Source organism: Burkholderia sp. Bp9031 (genome assembly GCF_003857965.1).
Classification (GTDB): Bacteria; Pseudomonadota; Gammaproteobacteria; order Burkholderiales; family Burkholderiaceae; genus Burkholderia; species Burkholderia ambifaria_A.
Genome location: NZ_QTPW01000009.1, coordinates 55,771 through 73,215 on the forward strand (window position 1 = coordinate 55,771; position 17,445 = coordinate 73,215).

The 17,445-nt window shown below is 67.6% G+C and carries 13 protein-coding genes; 9 read left to right on the forward strand and 4 right to left on the reverse strand.

Features of this window, described 5'->3' with window-relative positions:
• The first annotated feature begins 49 nt into the window (after positions 1–49).
• From DIE15_RS14365 to DIE15_RS14380, 4 genes are all read left to right on the forward strand, one after another.
• Positions 50–1,837, forward strand: a complete 1,788-nt coding sequence (locus DIE15_RS14365; protein ID WP_057926590.1) for an acyl-CoA dehydrogenase C-terminal domain-containing protein — start codon at positions 50–52, stop codon at positions 1,835–1,837.
• A 113-nt stretch (positions 1,838–1,950) separates the two neighbouring features.
• Positions 1,951–4,386, forward strand: a complete 2,436-nt coding sequence (locus DIE15_RS14370; RefSeq protein ID WP_124833627.1) for a 3-hydroxyacyl-CoA dehydrogenase/enoyl-CoA hydratase family protein — start codon at positions 1,951–1,953, stop codon at positions 4,384–4,386.
• A gap of 27 nt (positions 4,387–4,413) precedes the next feature.
• Entirely contained in the window at positions 4,414–5,613 is a 1,200-nt protein-coding gene (locus DIE15_RS14375) for an acetyl-CoA C-acyltransferase (protein ID WP_124833628.1), read from the forward strand.
• Between the two features lie 91 nt (positions 5,614–5,704).
• A complete protein-coding gene (locus DIE15_RS14380) occupies positions 5,705–6,472 on the forward strand; it encodes an enoyl-CoA hydratase (RefSeq protein WP_124833629.1) in 768 nt (255 codons plus the stop codon).
• Between the two features lie 51 nt (positions 6,473–6,523).
• Here the strand turns inward: DIE15_RS14380 and fdhD are convergent, their stop codons facing one another.
• Positions 6,524–7,354: a formate dehydrogenase accessory sulfurtransferase FdhD gene (fdhD, locus tag DIE15_RS14385; protein WP_124833630.1), complete on the reverse strand. Its 831-nt coding sequence runs from the start codon at positions 7,352–7,354 to the stop codon at positions 6,524–6,526.
• A gap of 114 nt (positions 7,355–7,468) precedes the next feature.
• Between fdhD and DIE15_RS14390 the strand changes: the two genes are divergently transcribed.
• Positions 7,469–7,951, forward strand: coding sequence for a nitrate reductase associated protein (locus tag DIE15_RS14390; RefSeq protein WP_057926594.1), 483 nt, complete (start codon positions 7,469–7,471; stop codon positions 7,949–7,951).
• A 36-nt stretch (positions 7,952–7,987) separates the two neighbouring features.
• On the opposite strand, the gene DIE15_RS14395 is transcribed toward DIE15_RS14390, so the two are convergent.
• Complete coding sequence (locus DIE15_RS14395; RefSeq protein WP_057926595.1) at positions 7,988–8,383, reverse strand: acyl-CoA thioesterase; 396 nt, start codon at positions 8,381–8,383, stop codon at positions 7,988–7,990.
• Between the two features lie 174 nt (positions 8,384–8,557).
• Between DIE15_RS14395 and DIE15_RS14405 the strand changes: the two genes are divergently transcribed.
• Positions 8,558–10,429, forward strand: a complete 1,872-nt coding sequence (locus DIE15_RS14405) for an ABC transporter ATP-binding protein/permease (RefSeq protein ID WP_124833631.1) — start codon at positions 8,558–8,560, stop codon at positions 10,427–10,429.
• A gap of 208 nt (positions 10,430–10,637) precedes the next feature.
• Here DIE15_RS14405 and murU read toward each other — a convergent pair whose 3' ends face one another.
• Together murU and DIE15_RS14415 are read right to left on the reverse strand one after the other, a co-directional pair.
• Complete coding sequence (gene murU, locus DIE15_RS14410; protein WP_057926597.1) at positions 10,638–11,360, reverse strand: N-acetylmuramate alpha-1-phosphate uridylyltransferase MurU; 723 nt, start codon at positions 11,358–11,360, stop codon at positions 10,638–10,640.
• A 31-nt stretch (positions 11,361–11,391) separates the two neighbouring features.
• Entirely contained in the window at positions 11,392–12,441 is a 1,050-nt protein-coding gene (locus DIE15_RS14415; RefSeq protein ID WP_124833632.1) for an aminoglycoside phosphotransferase family protein, read from the reverse strand.
• Positions 12,442–12,664: 223 nt separating this feature from the next.
• On the opposite strand from DIE15_RS14415, the gene DIE15_RS14420 reads away from it, so the two are divergent.
• The 3 genes from DIE15_RS14420 to pdxA are packed head-to-tail and all read left to right on the forward strand — an operon-like array spanning position 12,665 to position 17,436.
• Complete coding sequence (locus DIE15_RS14420) at positions 12,665–15,025, forward strand: LPS-assembly protein LptD (RefSeq protein ID WP_057926599.1); 2,361 nt, start codon at positions 12,665–12,667, stop codon at positions 15,023–15,025.
• 51 nt (positions 15,026–15,076) lie between these two features.
• Positions 15,077–16,435: a peptidylprolyl isomerase gene (locus DIE15_RS14425; RefSeq protein WP_124833633.1), complete on the forward strand. Its 1,359-nt coding sequence runs from the start codon at positions 15,077–15,079 to the stop codon at positions 16,433–16,435.
• Between the two features lie 11 nt (positions 16,436–16,446).
• A complete protein-coding gene (pdxA, locus tag DIE15_RS14430; RefSeq protein ID WP_124833634.1) occupies positions 16,447–17,436 on the forward strand; it encodes a 4-hydroxythreonine-4-phosphate dehydrogenase PdxA in 990 nt (329 codons plus the stop codon).
• Positions 17,437–17,445 lie beyond the last annotated feature (9 nt).

A 17,445-nucleotide genomic window follows, 5' to 3' on the forward strand; every position in this document is an offset into this window, starting at 1 on the left:
ACCCGCCCGCCAGGAGCTCGAGCCGTTTTGCCCACCTTTGGAGAGAGTCATGGGACAGTACGCCGCGCCGCTGCGCGACATGCAATTCGTGTTGCACGAGCTTCTGAACGTCGAAGCCGAAGTCAAGCAAATGCCCAAGCATGCGGACCTCGACGCCGACACGATCAACCAGGTCCTCGAGGAAGCGGGCAAGTTCTGCTCCGAGGTACTGTTCCCGCTGAACCAGGTCGGCGACCGCGAAGGCTGCACGTATGAAGGCGACGGCGTCGTGAAGACCCCGACCGGCTTCAAGGAAGCGTATCAGCAGTACGTCGAGGCCGGCTGGCCGGCGCTCGGCTGCGATCCGGACTACGGCGGCCAGGGCCTGCCCGCGTTCGTGAACAACGCGCTCTTCGAAATGCTGAACTCGGCGAACCAGGCATGGACGATGTATCCGGGCCTGTCGCACGGCGCCTACGAGTGCCTGCACGCGCACGGCACGCCGGAACTGCAGCAGCAATATCTGCCGAAGCTCGTGTCGGGCGAATGGACGGGCACGATGTGCCTGACCGAGCCGCATTGCGGCACCGACCTCGGCATCCTGCGCACCAAGGCCGAACCGAACGTCGACGGCTCGTACTCGATCAGCGGCACGAAGATCTTCATCTCGAGCGGCGAGCACGACATGTCGAAGAACATCATCCACCTCGTGCTCGCGCGCCTGCCGGACGCGCCGCAAGGCACGAAGGGGATCTCGCTGTTCATCGTGCCGAAGTTCATTCCGGACGCCGCGGGCGAGCCGGGCGAGCGCAACGGCATCAAGTGCGGCTCGATCGAGCACAAGATGGGCATCCACGGCAACTCGACGTGCGTGATGAACCTCGACGGCGCGAAGGGCTGGATGGTCGGCGAGCCGAACAAGGGCTTGAACGCGATGTTCGTGATGATGAACGCCGCGCGTCTGGGCGTCGGCATGCAGGGCCTCGGCCTCACGGAAGTCGCTTACCAGAACTCGCTGACGTACGCGAAGGAGCGCCTGCAGATGCGCTCGCTGACGGGCCCGAAGGCACCGGACAAGCCGGCCGACCCGATCATCGTGCACCCGGACGTGCGCCGCATGCTGCTCACGCAGAAGGCCTACGCCGAAGGCGCGCGCGCGTTCACATACTGGTCCGCGCTGCAGATCGACAAGGAACTGTCGCACGCTGACGAAGCGGTGCGCAAGGAAGCGGCCGACCTCGTCGCGCTGCTCACGCCGATCATCAAGGCGTTCCTGACCGACAACGCGTTCGAGTCGACCAACCACGCAATGCAGATCTACGGCGGCCACGGCTTCATCTCCGAGTGGGGCATGGAGCAGTACGTGCGCGACGCGCGGATCAACATGATCTACGAAGGCACGAACTCGATCCAGTCGCTCGACCTGCTGGGCCGCAAGGTGCTCGGCGACATGGGCGCGAAGCTGAAGAAGTTCGGCAAGCTCGTCACCGAATTCGCGGAAGCCGAAGGCGTGAAGCCGGAGATGGCCGAGTTCATCAACCCGCTCGCCGACATCGGTGACAAGGTGCAGAAGCTGACGATGGAAATCGGCATGAAGGCGATGCAGAACCCGGACGAAGTCGGCGCCGCCGCCGTGCCGTACCTGCGCACCGTCGGCCACCTGGTGTTCTCGTACTTCTGGGCGCGCATGGCGCGTCTCGCGCTCGACAAGGAAGCGTCGGGCGATCCGTTCTACAAGTCGAAGCTCGCCACCGCCCGTTTCTATTTCGCGCGCCTGCTGCCCGAGACGGCAGCGACGATCCGCGCCGCGCGCGCCGGTTCGAAGACGCTGATGGAAGTCGACGAATCGCTGTTCTGACGCGAGTCCGGGCGGGGCGCGCCGCGCGCCGCCCGAACGCAACGGTTCCTGGTACTCACTTCGCCGTGCAGCCCTCACAACCCGCGCTGCACGACACTATCCGGAGACATCCCGTGAGCAATTTCCTGATTCGCAAGGTCGCCGTGCTGGGCGCCGGCGTGATGGGCGCGCAGATCGCCGCGCACCTCGTCAACGCGCGCGTGCCGGTGCTGCTGTTCGACCTGCCGGCCAAGGAAGGCCCTAAAAACGCGATCGCGCTGAAGGCGATCGAGAACCTGAAGAAGCTGTCGCCCGCGCCGTTCGGCGTGAAGGACGATGCGAAGTACCTCGAAGCCGCGAACTACGAAGACGACATCGCGAAGCTTGCCGAGTGCGACGTCGTGATCGAAGCGATCGCCGAGCGGATGGACTGGAAGCACGACCTGTACAAGAAGGTCGCGCCGCACATCGCGCCGAATGCGATCTTCGCGACCAACACGTCGGGCCTGTCGATCACGAAGCTGTCCGAAGGTTTCTCGGACGAGCTGAAGTCGCGCTTCTGCGGCGTACACTTCTTCAACCCGCCGCGCTACATGCACCTCGTCGAGCTGATCCCGACCGCGCATACGCGCCCGGAGATCCTCGACCAGCTCGAAACCTTCCTGACGAGCATCGTCGGCAAGGGCGTCGTGCGCGCGAAGGACACGCCGAACTTCATCGCGAACCGCGTCGGCATCTTTTCGATCCTCGCGGTGATCACCGAGGCCGCGAAGTTCGGCCTGCGCTTCGACGAAGTCGACGACCTGACGGGCAGCCGCCTCGGCCGCGCGAAGTCGGCGACGTTCCGCACCGCGGACGTGGTCGGCCTCGACACGATGGCGCACGTGATCAAGACGATGCAGGACAACCTCGCCGACGATCCGTTCTTCCCGGTCTACCAGACGCCTGCCGTGCTCGCCGAGCTGGTGAAGCAGGGCGCGCTCGGCCAGAAGACGGGTGGCGGCTTCTACAAGAAGGAAGGCAAGGCGATCAAGGTGCTCGACGCGAAGACGGGCACCTACGTGGATTCGGGCGCGAAGGCGGACGAAACCGTCGGCCGCATCCTGAAGCGCCCGCCGGCGGAACGCCTGAAGCTGCTGCGTGAAACGGATCATCCGCACGCGCAGTTCCTGTGGTCGATCTTCCGCGACGTGTTCCACTACATCGGCGTGCATCTCGAGTCGATCGCCGACAACGCGCGCGACGTCGACCTCGCGATCCGCTGGGGCTTCGGCTGGAACGAAGGCCCGTTCGAAGGCTGGCAGGCCGCCGGCTGGAAGCAGGTCGCCGAGTGGGTGCAGGAAGACATCGCGGCCGGCAAGGCGCTCGCGAACGTGCCGCTGCCGTCGTGGGTGCTCGAAGGCGTGGTCGCCGAGAAGGGCGGCGTGCACACGGCCGAAGGCTCGTGGGCGCCGGCGTCGCAGCGCTTCGTGCCGCGTTCGGACCTCGCCGTCTACGGCAAGCAGGTGTTCCGCGCGCCGCTCGTCGGCGAAGCCGGCGCCGATCCGAAGACGTACGGCAAGACGCTGTTCGAAACCGACGCGGTGCGCGCGTGGGTTGACGACCGTGTGGGTGAAGACGACGTCGTGATCGTGTCGTTCAAGTCGAAGATGAACACGATCGGACCGAGCGTGATCGACGGCCTCGTGCAGGCGATCGAACTCGCGGAGAAGGACTACAAGGGCGTGGTGATCTGGCAGCCGACGTCGCTGAAGCTCGGCACGCCGGGCGGCCCGTTCTCGGCCGGCGCGAACCTCGAGGAGGCGATGCCCGCGTTCATGATGGGCGGCGCGAAGGGCATCGAGCCGTTCGTGAAGAAGTTCCAGGAAGGCATGCTGCGCGTGAAGTACGCGAACGTGCCGGTGGTGGCGGCCGTGTCGGGCATCGCGCTCGGCGGCGGGTGCGAGCTGATGCTGCACAGCGCGAAGCGCGTCGTGCACGTCGAGAGCTATATCGGCCTCGTCGAAGTAGGCGTCGGCCTCGTGCCGGCGGGCGGCGGCCTGAAGGAAGCGGCGCTGCGCGCGGCGGATGCCGCCACGGCCGCGAACGCGACCACCGACATCCTGAAGTTCGTCACGAAGTCGTTCGAGAACGCGGCGATGGCGAAGGTGTCGTCGTCGGCACACGATGCGCGCGCGATGGGTTACCTGAAGCCGTCCGACACGATCATCTTCAACGTGTTCGAACTGCTCGACACCGCGAAGAAGGAAGCGCGCGCGCTGGCCGCCGTCGGCTACCGCGCACCGCTGCGCGCGAAGGACGTGCCGGTCGCAGGCCGTTCGGCAATCGCGACGATCAAGGCCTCGCTCGTCAACATGCGTGACGGCCGCTTCATCAGCGACCACGACTACCTGATCGCGAGCCGCATCGCCGAAGCCGTGTGCGGCGGCGACGTCGAAGCCGGCAGCCTCGTCGACGAGCAGTGGCTGCTCGCGCTCGAGCGCCGCGCGTTCGTCGAGCTGCTCGGCACGCAGAAGACGCAGGAACGGATCATGGGCATGTTGCAGACCGGCAAGCCGGTGCGTAACTGAGCGAGCGGATAAGGCAAGGAGTCTCAAATGAGCAAACAACTGCAAGACGCATACATCGTCGCCGCCAGCCGCACCCCGATCGGCAAGGCCCCGCGCGGTGTCTTCAAGAACACGCGCCCCGACGAGCTGCTGGTTCACGCGATCAAGTCGGCGGTCGCGCAGGTGCCCGGCTTCGACACGAAGCTGATCGAGGACGCGATCATCGGCTGCGCGATTCCGGAAGCCGAGCAGGGCCTGAACGTCGCGCGCATGGGCGCGCTGCTCGCGGGCCTGCCGCAGACGGTCGGCGGCGTGACGGTCAACCGCTTCTGCGCATCGGGCATCACGGCGCTGGCGATGGCGGCGGACCGCATCCGCGTCGGCGAATCGGACGCGATCTTCGCGGGCGGCTGCGAATCGATGAGCATGGTGCCGATGATGGGCAACAAGCCGTCGATGTCGCCGCACATCTTCGATCGCAATGAAGACTTCGGCATTGCGTACGGGATGGGCCTGACCGCCGAGCGCGTCGCCGAGCAGTGGAAGGTGAGCCGCGAAGACCAGGACGCGTTCTCGGTCGAATCGCACCGCAAGGCGCTCGCCGCGCAGCAGGCCGGCGAATTCGCCGACGAAATCGCCGCGTACACGATCACCGAGCGTTTCCCGAACCTCGCGACAGGCGTTGTCGACGTGAAGACGCGCGAGATCGCGCTCGACGAAGGTCCGCGCGCGGATACGTCGATCGAAGGCCTCGCGAAGCTGCGCACGGTGTTCGCGAACAAGGGCTCGGTCACGGCCGGCAACAGCTCGCAGACGTCGGACGGCGCGGGCGCACTGCTCGTCGTGTCGGAGAAGGTGCTCAAGGAATTCAACCTGACGCCGCTCGCGCGCTTCGTGAGCTTCGCGGTGCGCGGCGTGCCGCCGGAAATCATGGGCATCGGCCCGAAGGAGGCGATTCCGGCCGCGCTGAAGGCCGCGGGCCTGAAGCAGGACGATCTCGACTGGATCGAGCTGAACGAGGCATTCGCCGCGCAGTCGCTGGCGGTCATGCGCGATCTCGGCCTCGACCCGTCGAAGGTCAATCCGATGGGCGGCGCGATCGCGCTCGGTCACCCGCTTGGCGCGACCGGCGCGATCCGCGCGGCGACCGTCGTGCACGGCCTGCGCCGCCGCAACCTGAAGTACGGGATGGTCACGATGTGCGTCGGCACCGGCATGGGTGCGGCGGGCATCATCGAACGCCTGTAAGCGGGACGCGACGAAAAGCGACGACGGTGCGCGGGCCACGAGCTCGCGCACCGTTTTTTCATTCCGGTAGAGGAAGTCAAAGGAGACGGTTGTGGCCGAAATTCAAGTGGAACGCGCCGACGGCGTGATGACGATCACGATCGCGCGCCCGGCGAAGAAGAACGCGCTGACGGCGGCGATGTACCAGACGATGGCCGATGCGCTCGCCGACGCGCAGGAAGACAAGGCGATCCGCGTGATCCTGCTGCGCGGCAGCGACGGCAACTTCAGCGCGGGGAACGATCTCGAGGATTTCCTGAAGACGCCGCCGAAGGACGAGAACGCGTCGGTGTTCCAGTTTCTCGCGCGCATCAGCAGCGCGACCAAGCCGATCGTCGCCGCAGTGCCGGGCCTCGCGATCGGCGTCGGCGTGACGATGCTGCTGCACTGCGATCTCGTCTACGCGGCCGACACCGCGACGTTCTCGCTGCCGTTCGCCCAGCTCGGGCTGTGCCCGGAAGCCGCATCGAGCGTGCTGCTGCCGCGCCTGGCCGGCCATCAGGTCGCCGCCGAAAAGCTGCTGCTAGGCGAAGCGTTCGACGCACTGGAGGCGCACCGGATCGGTATCGTCAATCGTGTGCTGCCGGCCGCCGAGCTCGACGCATTCACGGCGAAGCAGGCCGCGAAGCTCGCGGCGCTGCCGGCGTCGTCGCTGCGCGTGACGAAGGCACTGCTGAAGGAGACGGGCGGGGTGGCGGTTGCCGCGCGGATGACCGAGGAAGCCGGCCACTTCTCCGCAATGCTGCGCGCGCCGGAAGCACGCGAGGCGATGACGGCGTTCTTCGAGAAGCGCAAGCCGGATTTCCGTCAGTTCGACTGACGTGGCGGGCCGCGCCGGCGGGAACGCATCGGCGCGCCCGGTCGGGCGGCGTCAGGCCGTGCCGTAATCGACATGACCGGTTTCGCGGCAGAAGCTGACGAGGCGCAAACCGGCCGCCTTCGCGATCTGGATCGCGAGCGACGACGGCGCGGAGATCGTCGCGACCATCGGAATGCCGACCCGCGCCGACTTGCGCACGAGCTCGTAGCTCGCGCGGCTCGACAGGAACACGAAGCCGTCGGTCGCGTCGGCGCGCGCCAGCACGAGCGAGCCGATCAGCTTGTCGAGCGCGTTGTGGCGGCCGACATCCTCGAACGCCATCCGGATCGCGCCTGTTGCGTCGCACCACGCGGCCGCATGCAGGCCGCCGGTGAGCCGCGTGAGTGCCTGATGCGCCGGCAGCGCGTGCGCCGCGCGCGCGAGCGCGTCGGGCGCGAGGCGCGTGAGAAAGCCGGTGTCGGGCACCCGTTCGGGCGCGAGATCGAGCAGGTCGATGCTTTCGATCCCGCATACGCCGCAGCCGGTGCGGCCCGCGAGCGCGCGGCGGCGGTCCTTCAGTGCGGCGAACGCCTGCTGGACGACCTCCAGGTGCACCTCCGCATGCGGCAGCGGCGCGTCGGCGTGCAGGATCACCTCGATGTCCTTGATGTCGCTGCCGCGCTCGACGATCCCTTCCGAGATCGCGAAGCCGACCGCGAACGCCTCCAGGTCGCGCGGCGTGCACATCATCACCGCGTGCGAGATGCCGTTGAAGACCAGCGCGACCGGCCATTCCTGGCCCACGTAGTCGTGCGCGGTTTCGACCGCGCCGCCGCGCGTGCGGCGCACGGACAGCTCGATCGCGCCGCGCGGTTCTTCTGTTTCAGTCGGATTCACGAGCACTCCCGTTGATTCGAAGCGGGGGCGGCGACGATCGTGTGCGCCGCTCGCGCGCAGAGGTTCTAAAATACCTCAGGCAGGCCGGCCGCGCCGGCATCCGCCACTCAGGTAACGACCATGGGACTCAGCGACGCTCCGCTGCTATTCAATTTCGAACACGATTCGTCGGAAAACCTGACGTACATCCCGATGATCGTGCGTTTCAATCTCGACCGTTTCGGTCTGCGGATTTCACTGGAGCAGTGGCAGCTGCTGCCGCTCGAGGACCGCAAGCTGCTCGCGCGCTTTCCGGCCGACGAGGACACCGCGATCGAGCCCAACTTCGATCACGCGCTGTTCGAAATGCTGCGCACGCATGCCGACCTCGAACCGTCGTGGTTCCAGCCGGACGAGCAGCCGAGCTGGCGTGCGACCGACACGGTGCCGGACGCGCTCGTGCAGCAAAGCGCGCTGGCCGGGCTGCCGGCGCCCGCGCTCGCGCAGTGGCAGCGGCTCGCGCCGTTCCAGCGCTACGTACTGATGAAGCTGTCGCGCAAGCCGAAGCTCAACCACGACTTCCTGCCCGCGATGCGGGAGTTCGGGCTGACGGCCATGCACTGACACCCGCGGGCAACGCCACAGCGCGGCGCGTGCGGGTCAGAGCGGCGGCAGCTGGCGCGGCTTGCGGTCGGGGTCGGTCGCGACGTAGGTGAGCGTCGCTTCGGTGACCTTCACGATTTCGCCCATCAGGCGCATGCGCTGCGCGTACACCTCGACGTCGACCGTCACCGACGTGTTGCCGGTGCGCGTGATGGTGGCGTAGAAGCTCAGCAGGTCGCCGACGAACACCGGCTGCTTGAACACGAACGAATTGACCGCGACCGTCGCGACGCGGCCGTTCGCGCGCTGGCTCGCGGGAATCGAGCCGGCGATGTCGACCTGCGACATGATCCATCCGCCGAATACGTCGCCATGGACGTTCGCGTCGTGCGGTTGCGGGACGACGCGCAGCGCGGGCTGCTTTTGCGGAAGTTCGAGGGTCAAATCGGTCATGGCGGGGCTTTCATCCTGTAATAAATGCGCCGCCGCGCGCAGGCCGGCCGGCGTGGCCGCCGGCAGCGGCGCGAAGCGGCTTCTGCGACAATACAACGTTCGCAAATTGTACGAGAAAGCGGGTGAGTCGGCCGCCGCAGCACGCGTCCGGCACCGCCGCCGATCCTTCCCCCCATGCGCCGATATTCCGCTTCCGGCGAGCCGCCGCCGGCTCCGACCGGGCCCCGCAACGACTGGCAGACCATCCGGTCGCTGCTGCCGTACCTGGCCACCTACAAATGGCGCGTCGCGCTCGCGCTCGGCTGCCTGATCGGCGCGAAGGTCGCGAACCTAGGCGTGCCGGTCGTGATGAAGCGCATCGTCGATCACCTGTCCGCCGTGCAGCAGCTCACCGCGCTCGGCCGCGCCGAGCAGTCGGCCGGCATCGTGCTCGCGGGCGGCGTCGGCCTGCTGGTCGTCGCGTATGCGCTCGTGCGGCTGTCGACGTCGCTCTTCACCGAGCTGCGCGAGATCCTGTTCTCGAAGGTCACCGAGAGCGCGGTGCGCCAGCTCGCGCTGCAGGTGTTCCGGCATCTGCACGGGCTGTCGCTGCGCTTCCATCTCGAGCGCCAGACGGGCGGCATGTCGCGCGACATCGAGCGCGGCACGCGCGGCATCCAGCAACTGATTTCCTATTCGCTGTACAGCATCCTGCCGACGCTCGTCGAGGTCGGGCTCGTGCTCGGCTTCTTCGTGGTCAAGTACGAGGCCTATTACGCGTACGTGACGTTCGCGGCGCTCGTCACGTACATCGTGTTCACCGTGAAGGTCACCAACTGGCGCACGCACTTTCGCCGCACGATGAACGAGCTCGATTCGCGCGCGAACTCGCGGGCGATCGATTCGCTGATCAACTACGAGACGGTGAAGTACTTCGGCAACGAGGAGTGGGAGGCGCAGCGCTACGACGAGAACCTGAAGCGCTATCGCAAGGCCGCGATCCGCTCGCAGAACTCGCTGTCGGTGCTGAACTTCGGCCAGCAGGCGATCATCGGCACCGGGCTCGTGTTCATCCTGTGGCGCGCGACGCAGGGCGTGCTGGCAGGCAAGCTGACGCTCGGCGATCTCGTGCTGATCAACACGTTCATGCTGCAGCTGTACATCCCGCTGAATTTTCTCGGCGTCGTGTATCGCGAACTGAAGCAGAGCCTCACCGACATGGACCGGATGTTCGGGCTGCTGTCGTCCGCCAAGGAAGTCGCGGACGCGCCCGACGCGCGGCCGCTCGCGGTGGCCGGCGCGCAGGTGCGCTTCGAGCACGTGAACTTCTCGTACGAGGCGTCGCGCCCAATCCTGCACGACGTGACGTTTACGATCGACGCGGGCACGACGACTGCGGTGGTCGGTCACAGCGGGTCCGGCAAGTCGACGCTGTCGCGGCTGCTGTTCCGTTTCTACGATCTCGACCGGCAGGCGGGCGGCGCGATCCGGATCGACGGCCAGGACATTCGTGACGTCACGCAGGACTCGCTGCGCGCGTCGATCGGGATCGTGCCGCAGGATACCGTGCTGTTCAACGACTCGATCTACTACAACATCGCGTACGGCCGGCCGACCGCGAGCCGCGACGAAGTGATCGCGGCCGCGCGCGCCGCGCACATCCACGACTTCATCGAGAGCTTGCCGAAGGGCTATGACACGCCGGTCGGCGAGCGCGGGCTGAAGCTGTCGGGCGGCGAGAAGCAGCGCGTCGCGATCGCGCGCACGCTGCTGAAGGATCCGCCGGTGCTGCTGTTCGACGAGGCGACGTCGGCGCTCGACTCGCGCTCGGAGCGCGCGATCCAGCACGAGCTCGACCAGATCGCGCGGCATCGTACGACGCTCGTGATCGCGCACCGGCTGTCGACGGTCGTGCATGCGCAGCAGATCCTCGTGATGGACCACGGGCGCATCGTCGAGCGCGGCACGCACGACGAACTCGTGCGCGCCGAGGGGCTGTACGCGCAGATGTGGGCGCTGCAGCAGCAGCGCGCGGCAGCGGGCGGGGAGGCGGCCGAGGCCGCGTGAGCGTGGTTGCCGCGCGGCGGGAGCGGATGGTTTGCCGGCTGTCCGGGATCGGGCGGCGTTACGCCGCCAACACGGCCGGGTGACCCGGCGGAGCGTCCGCGGTATTCGATCCCCGGGTCGGCCTGCCGCCGATCGAGCGGACCGTTATCGGTCTTTCCGGTCATTGGCTGCCGCGCCGGGTGACCCGGCGCGGTCAGCCGCGAAACGATCAGCCCGCGGCGGCGCGCAGCCGCGCGTCGAGCTCGCCGAGCTGCGTGGGCGTGCCGACGTTCTCCCAGATACCTTCATACAATTCGCCGGTCGCAAGGCCGGCCTCGATCGCCGCGCGATAGTACGGCGTCAACGCGCGGCGCGTGCCGGGCGTGAGATCGCGGAACATCCGCGTGTCGTACAGGCCGATGTTGCCGAACGTGAGCCGTGCGGCGCCGTCGAGCGACAGGTGGCCGTCGCTGCCGAGCGCGAAGTCGCCGGTCGGGTGGAACGGCGGGTTCGGCACCATCACCAGATGCATCGCCGGCGCGTCGAGCGCGGCCATCGGGGCCGCACGCGACGCCAGCGTCCGGTAGTCGAATGCGCAGAACACGTCTCCGCTGACCGCCGCGAACACCATCGGCTGGCCGTCGCGTTCGAGCAGCGGCAGCGCCTGCGCGATGCCGCCGGCGGTTTCCAGCGCTTCGCCTTCGGCCGAATACGCGAGCCGCACGCCCCAGCGCGAGCCGTCGCCGAGCGTCGTCTCGAGCTGTTCGCCGAGCCATGCGTGGTTGATCACGATCGTCTCGACGCCCGCGCGTGCGAGCGCTTCGATCTGCCAGACGATCAGCGGCTTGCCGCCCGCTTCGAGCAGCGGCTTCGGGCGGGTGTCGGTCAGCGGGCGCATCCGTTCGCCGCGCCCGGCGGCGAAGATCATCGCCGTGGTCAGGGTAGTGCTCATGTTCGGCTGAAGGTGGGGACGGTGAGGGCGGTCAGAACGTATAGCCGACGTCGGCCGCCGCCTTGCCCTCGAGCTCGTCGAGCAGCTTCGCGAACGGCACGAGCGGGCGGTAGCGCAGCGCGACCTTGCGCGCATAGGTCAGGAACCGCGGCAGGTCGTTCAGGTAGTGCGGCTTGCCGTCTCGGTAGTTGATGCGCGCGAACAGGCCGAGGATCTTGATGTGGCGCTGCAGCCCCATCCATTCGAGCTGACGGTAGAACTCGCCGAAATCCGGGTCGACCGGCAGGCCGACCTTCTTCGCCTTTTCCCAGTAGTACGCGAAGCAATCGAGCTCGAACTCCTCATCCCAGCTGATGAACGCGTCGCGCAGCAGCGACACGACGTCATACGTCAGCGGCCCGTACACGGCGTCCTGGAAGTCGAGCACGCCCGGGTTCGGCTCGCAGACCATCAGGTTGCGCGGCATGAAATCGCGCAGCATGAAACCTTGCGGCTGCGCATGGGCGCTCGCGACCAGCAGCGCGAAGGTGCGGTCGAGCGTGCCGCGCATCGCGTCGGTGACGGGCTTGCCGAGGTGCCGGCCGACGAACCATTCGGGCAGCAGCTCCATCTCGCGGCGCAGGAACGCCTCGTCGAACGGCGGCAGCACGTCCGGCTTCGAGCTCAGCTGGAAGCGGATCAGCGCGTCGAGCGCGTCGCGCATCAGCGGGCGTGCCGCGACCGGGTCGGCCGGATCGAGCACCGAGATGTACGACGTGCGGCCGAGGTCGGTCACGAGCATGAAGCCTGCGTCGAAGTCATGGGCCAGCACGTCGGGCACGTGGTCGCCGGCCGCGGCGAGCAGCTGCGCGACCTGGACGAATTCGCGGCACTTCTCGGGCGGCGGCGCGTCGACCGCGACCAGCGAGCCGCCGGGGCTCGTGGCCGACGCGACACGGAAATAGCGGCGGAAACTGGCGTCCGACGACGCGGGCGCGAGGGTCGACAGGTCGAGGGCGAAGCGCTCGGCGAGCGGGCGCAGCCACGCGGTAAGCGCTTCGAGGCGGGCGTCGGGCTGGGATGCGGCGGATGGGGGCGTCATGAAACTCGGCGGAGGGGGGAACGTCTTGCCATATAATACCCTACGACTTTTTTGACGCGCCCCGCGTCAGCTTCCGCCGTGCAGGCCCACCGCCTGTCGCGCCGTCCGCCCGATCGCCTCCCCGGTTTGCGCACAGCCGCAGTCGCGGTGCGACGGCGCGGCCCGCCGCGCGCGAATGTGCCGTGCAGGTGCGGTTGACAAGGGGCGATTCGCCAAACGATAGATGCCGCCCAAACCGCTATTCCCGAATGTCTTCCCCGGTGACGGGGCGCCGCGCAAACGGCGGCTCGCGCTCGCACTCCTGGCCGTGCCCGGCCTGGTGCCGGCCGTGTCGTACGCGCAGCTGTCGGGCGCGGCCGCGCAGCCGCAGCCGCTCGACTCGCCGTGGGACCTGCGTCTCGCCCCGCAGCTCGAGGATCATCCGCTGAAGGACGGTGCGAAGCCGGCCACCTTCGTGATCGCCGACCATACGAGCGGCACGGCCGACCAGGACCTGGCCGCGAAGGGCTCGGCCGAGCTGCGCCGTGGCGACGCGGTCGTGAAGGCCGACGCGCTCCACTACGATCAGGATACCGACATGGCCGATGCGTACGGCCAGGTCAAGGTGATCAACGGCGGCACGTCGTTCGCGGGCCCCGAAGCGCATCTGAAGGTCGAGGCGAATCAGGGCTTCATGACGGCGCCGAAGTATCACTTCAACGTGACGGGCGGGTCCGGCAGCGCGGAGCGCGTCGACCTGCTCGACAGCGAGCGCTCGGTGTTCGTCAACGGCACCTACACCGCGTGCCAGTGCTCGACGAACCCCGCGTGGTACATCAAGGGCAGCCGCTTCGACTTCGATACGGGTGCCGACGAAGGCACCGCGCGCAACGGCGTGCTGTTCTTCCAGGGCGTGCCGATCTTCGCGAGCCCGTGGATGACGTTCCCGCTGTCGGGCGAGCGGCGCAGCGGCCTGCTGCCGCCGACGTTCTCGATGAACTCGAACAACGGGTTCGAGCTGACGCTGCCGTACTACTTCAACATCGCACCGAACCGCGACCTGACGATCACGCCGCGGATCATCTCGCGGCGCGGCGTGCAGACCGAAGCGACGTTCCGCTACCTGTCGCCGACGTATTCGGGCACGTTTACGGCCAATTACCTGCCGGACGACCGGCTCGCGCACCGCGACCGCTACGCGATCTACTGGCAGCACCAGCAGAACTTCGGCGGCGGTTTCGGCGGCTACGTCTACTTCAACAAGGTCTCGGACAACACGTATCCCGAAGACCTTGGGTCGATGAACCAGTTCATCAACGGGACGCAGACGCTGTACCAGCAGGAAGCCGGCCTCACGTACAACAACGGCCCGTGGTCGGTGCTCGCGCGCTACCAGCACTGGCAGACGCTGCCGCCGTCGATCGCGCCGTACAGCCGCGAACCGCAGTTGAACGTGAAGTACACGAAGTACAACGTCGGCGGCTTCGACTTCGGCGCGGAAGCCGACTATTCGCGGTTCCGCATCACGACCGCCGATGCGACCGAAGGCGACCGGATCGTCTTCAACCCGTACATCGCGTACGGCGTGTACGGCCCTGGCTACTTCGTCGTGCCGAAGGTCCAGTACCACTTTGCGTCGTACGACCTGAACTACCTGTCGTCGAGCACACCGAACAGCCCGAAGCGCTTCACCGAGTCGATCCCGACCGTGAGCTTCGACTCGGGCCTGATCTTCGACCGCTCGGTGCGCCTGTTCGGCCAGGACTTCATCCAGACCCTCGAGCCGCGCCTGTACTACGTGTACACGCCGTATCGCGACCAGTCGAACGCGCCGCTGTTCGACACCGCGGAATCGGACTTCGGCCTCGCGGAGATCTACCAGCCGAACACGTTCGTCGGCAACGACCGGATCGCGGACGCGAACCGGATCACGGCCGGCCTGACGTCGCGCTTCATCGATCCGCGCACCGGCGACGAACGCGCGCGTTTCGTGGTCGCGCAGCAGTACTACTTCGCCGACCAGCGCGTCACGCTGAACTCGGGCCAGAGCGCCGTGCAGGCGCGCCACTCCGACCTGATCGTCGGCGCCGCGCTGAAGCTCGGCTCCGGCTTCATGTCGGAGACGGCGTTCCAGTACAACCAGAACAACAACCAGCTCGTGAAGTCGAGCATCGGTTTCGGTTTCAGCCCGGGCGAGCGCCGCGTGATCAACGTCGGCTACCGCTATACGCGGGCGAACACGACGCTCGACAACCAGCCGATCAACCAGTTCCTGGTGTCCGCGCAATGGCCGCTCACGCGCCGCCTGTATGCGATCGGCCGCTTCAACTACGACCTGGCCGGCGACCGGATCGTCGATGGTCTGCTCGGCTTACAATACGACGCGGATTGCTGGGCGCTCGGGGTCGGTGTCCAGCGCTATGCGAACGGCGTGAACACGTCGGGGCAGCAGAACTCGTCGACGCGATTCATGATGCAGCTGACGCTGAAGGGGCTGTCGAGCGTCGACAACGGTCTCGTGGCCGCATTCCGCGCCGGGGTGCCGGGCTACACGCCGCTGCCGTCCGCGCCGCCGCCGATGTCCCGCTTCAGCAACTACGAGTAACGCCGGCTTGTCTGCACCGGTTAGCACGATTTCAATGGAGTATCAGTGGCAATGAAGAAAACCCTTCGTTTCGCGGCAGTCGTGTCCAGCCTCGCCGCGTCCGCCGCGCTGCTCGCCGCCGCGCCGGCCGCGGCGCAGGCGCTCGGTTCGCACGGCGCGCAGCTCACCGACGAAGTCGTCGCGGTCGTCAACAACGACGTGATCACGGGCCGCGAACTCGACCAGCGCGTCGGCCTGATCTCGCGCCGGCTGCAGCAGCAGAACGCGCCCGTGCCGCCGGCCGACCAGCTGCGCGCGCAGGTGCTGAACCAGATGGTGCTCGAACGCATCCAGGTGCAGAAGGCCAAGGACGACGGGATCCGCGTCGACGACGCGACCGTGCAGTCCACGCTGCAGCGCCTCGCGCAGGCGAACGGGATGCCGCTCGAACAGTATCGCGCGCGTCTCGAGGCGCAGGGCGTGCCCTGGAGCGTGTTCACGAGCGACGCGCGCACCGAGCTGATGCTGTCGAAGCTGCGCGAGCGCGAGGTCGACGGCAAGATCACCGTGTCGGACGCCGAGGTCGCGAACTACATCGCGAGCCAGCGCGGGCCGAACGCATCGCAGCAGCAGGACCTGCGCTTCCAGCACATCTTCATCAAGGCGCCGACCAACGCGCCGCAGGCCGAGATCGAAGCGGCGCAGAAGAAGGCCGACGCGCTGTTGCAGCAGGCTACGTCGGGCGCCGATTTCGAGAAGCTCGCGAAGAACAATTCGGAAGCGAACGACGCGAAGAAGGGCGGCGACCTCGGCTTCAAGGCGCCGAGCGCGCTGCCGGCCGACGTCGTCGAAGCCGCATCGAAGCTGCGCCCGGGCCAGGTCAACCCGACGCTGATCCGCGTGCCGGACGGCTTCGAGATCGTGCGCCTCGTCGACCGCCGCCAGAGCCAGGGCGCGACCGCCGCGGCACCGAAGATCGTCCAGACGCACGTGCGCCACATCCTGTTGCGCGTCGGCGAAGGCAAGTCGGAAGGCCAGGCGCGTCAGCAACTGCTGGACATCCGCAAGCAGGTCGAGGCCGGCGGCGATTTCGCGAAGTTCGCGCGCACTTACTCGCAGGACGGTTCCGCGTCGCAGGGCGGCGATCTGGGCTGGATCAGCCCGGGCGAGACCGTGCCGGAATTCGAGCGCGCGATGAACAACCTGCAGGACGGCCAGATCAGCCAGCCGGTGCGTACCGAGTACGGCTATCACCTGATCCAGGTGATCGACCGCCGCGAGGCGGAAGGCTCGGTGCAGCAGCAGATGGATATCGCACGCCAGGCGATCGGCCAGCGCAAGGCCGAGCAGGCGTATGCCGACTGGCTGCGCGAACTGCGCGATTCGTCGTACGTTCAGTACAAGATCGGCGGCGTCGGCCCGGCGAACTGAGCGAGCTTCACATGACGGCATCCGCGCTGCAGATCGCGATCACGACTGGCGAACCCGCGGGGGTCGGCCCGGAGCTGACCGTGCAGGCGCTGCGAGATGCCGCACGGCGCTGGCCCGGCGCGCATTTCACCGTGCTCGGCGATGCCGCGCTGCTCGATGCGCGTGCGGCGGCCGTCGGGGCCGACCGGGCGGTGCTCGCCGGTGGCGGGTCGGTGTCGGTCGAGCATCATTCGCTTGCCGTGCCCGCGCAGGCGGGCAAGCTCGACGCGGCCAACGGCCGCTACGTGCTCGGGCTGCTCGATGCCGCGATCGATGGCGCGGTGGCGGGCCGGTTCGACGCGATCGTCACCGCACCGCTGCAGAAGAGCACGATCAACGATGCCGGCGTGCCGTTTACCGGCCATACCGAATACCTGGCGGAACGCACGCACACGCCGCGCGTCGTCATGATGCTGGCAGGTACGGGCGAGCGGCCGCTGCGCGTCGCGCTCGCGACCACGCACCTGCCGCTGAAGGACGTGTCGGCCGCGCTGACGATCGACGGGCTCGTCGAGACGCTGGCGATCGTCGATCGCGACCTGCGGCGCGACTTCGGTCTCGCGGCGCCGCGCATCCTCGTGACCGGGCTGAACCCGCACGCGGGCGAGAACGGTTACCTCGGCCGCGAGGAAATCGACGTGATCTCGCCGGCGCTCGCGCGCGCGAAAGCGCAGGGCATCGACGCGCGCGGCCCGTATCCGGCCGACACGCTATTCCAGCCGCGCCATCTCGAGGACGCCGATTGCGTGCTCGCGATGTTCCACGATCAGGGCTTGCCCGTGCTGAAGTATGCGACGTTCGGCGAGGGCATCAACGTCACGCTCGGGCTGCCGATCATCCGCACGTCGGTCGATCACGGCACCGCGCTGGATCTGGCCGGCACGGGCCGCGCGGATCCGGGCAGCATGGTCGCCGCGCTCGACACGGCCGTCACGATGGCGCGCCATCGCCGCGCGTCCTGACGCACACGG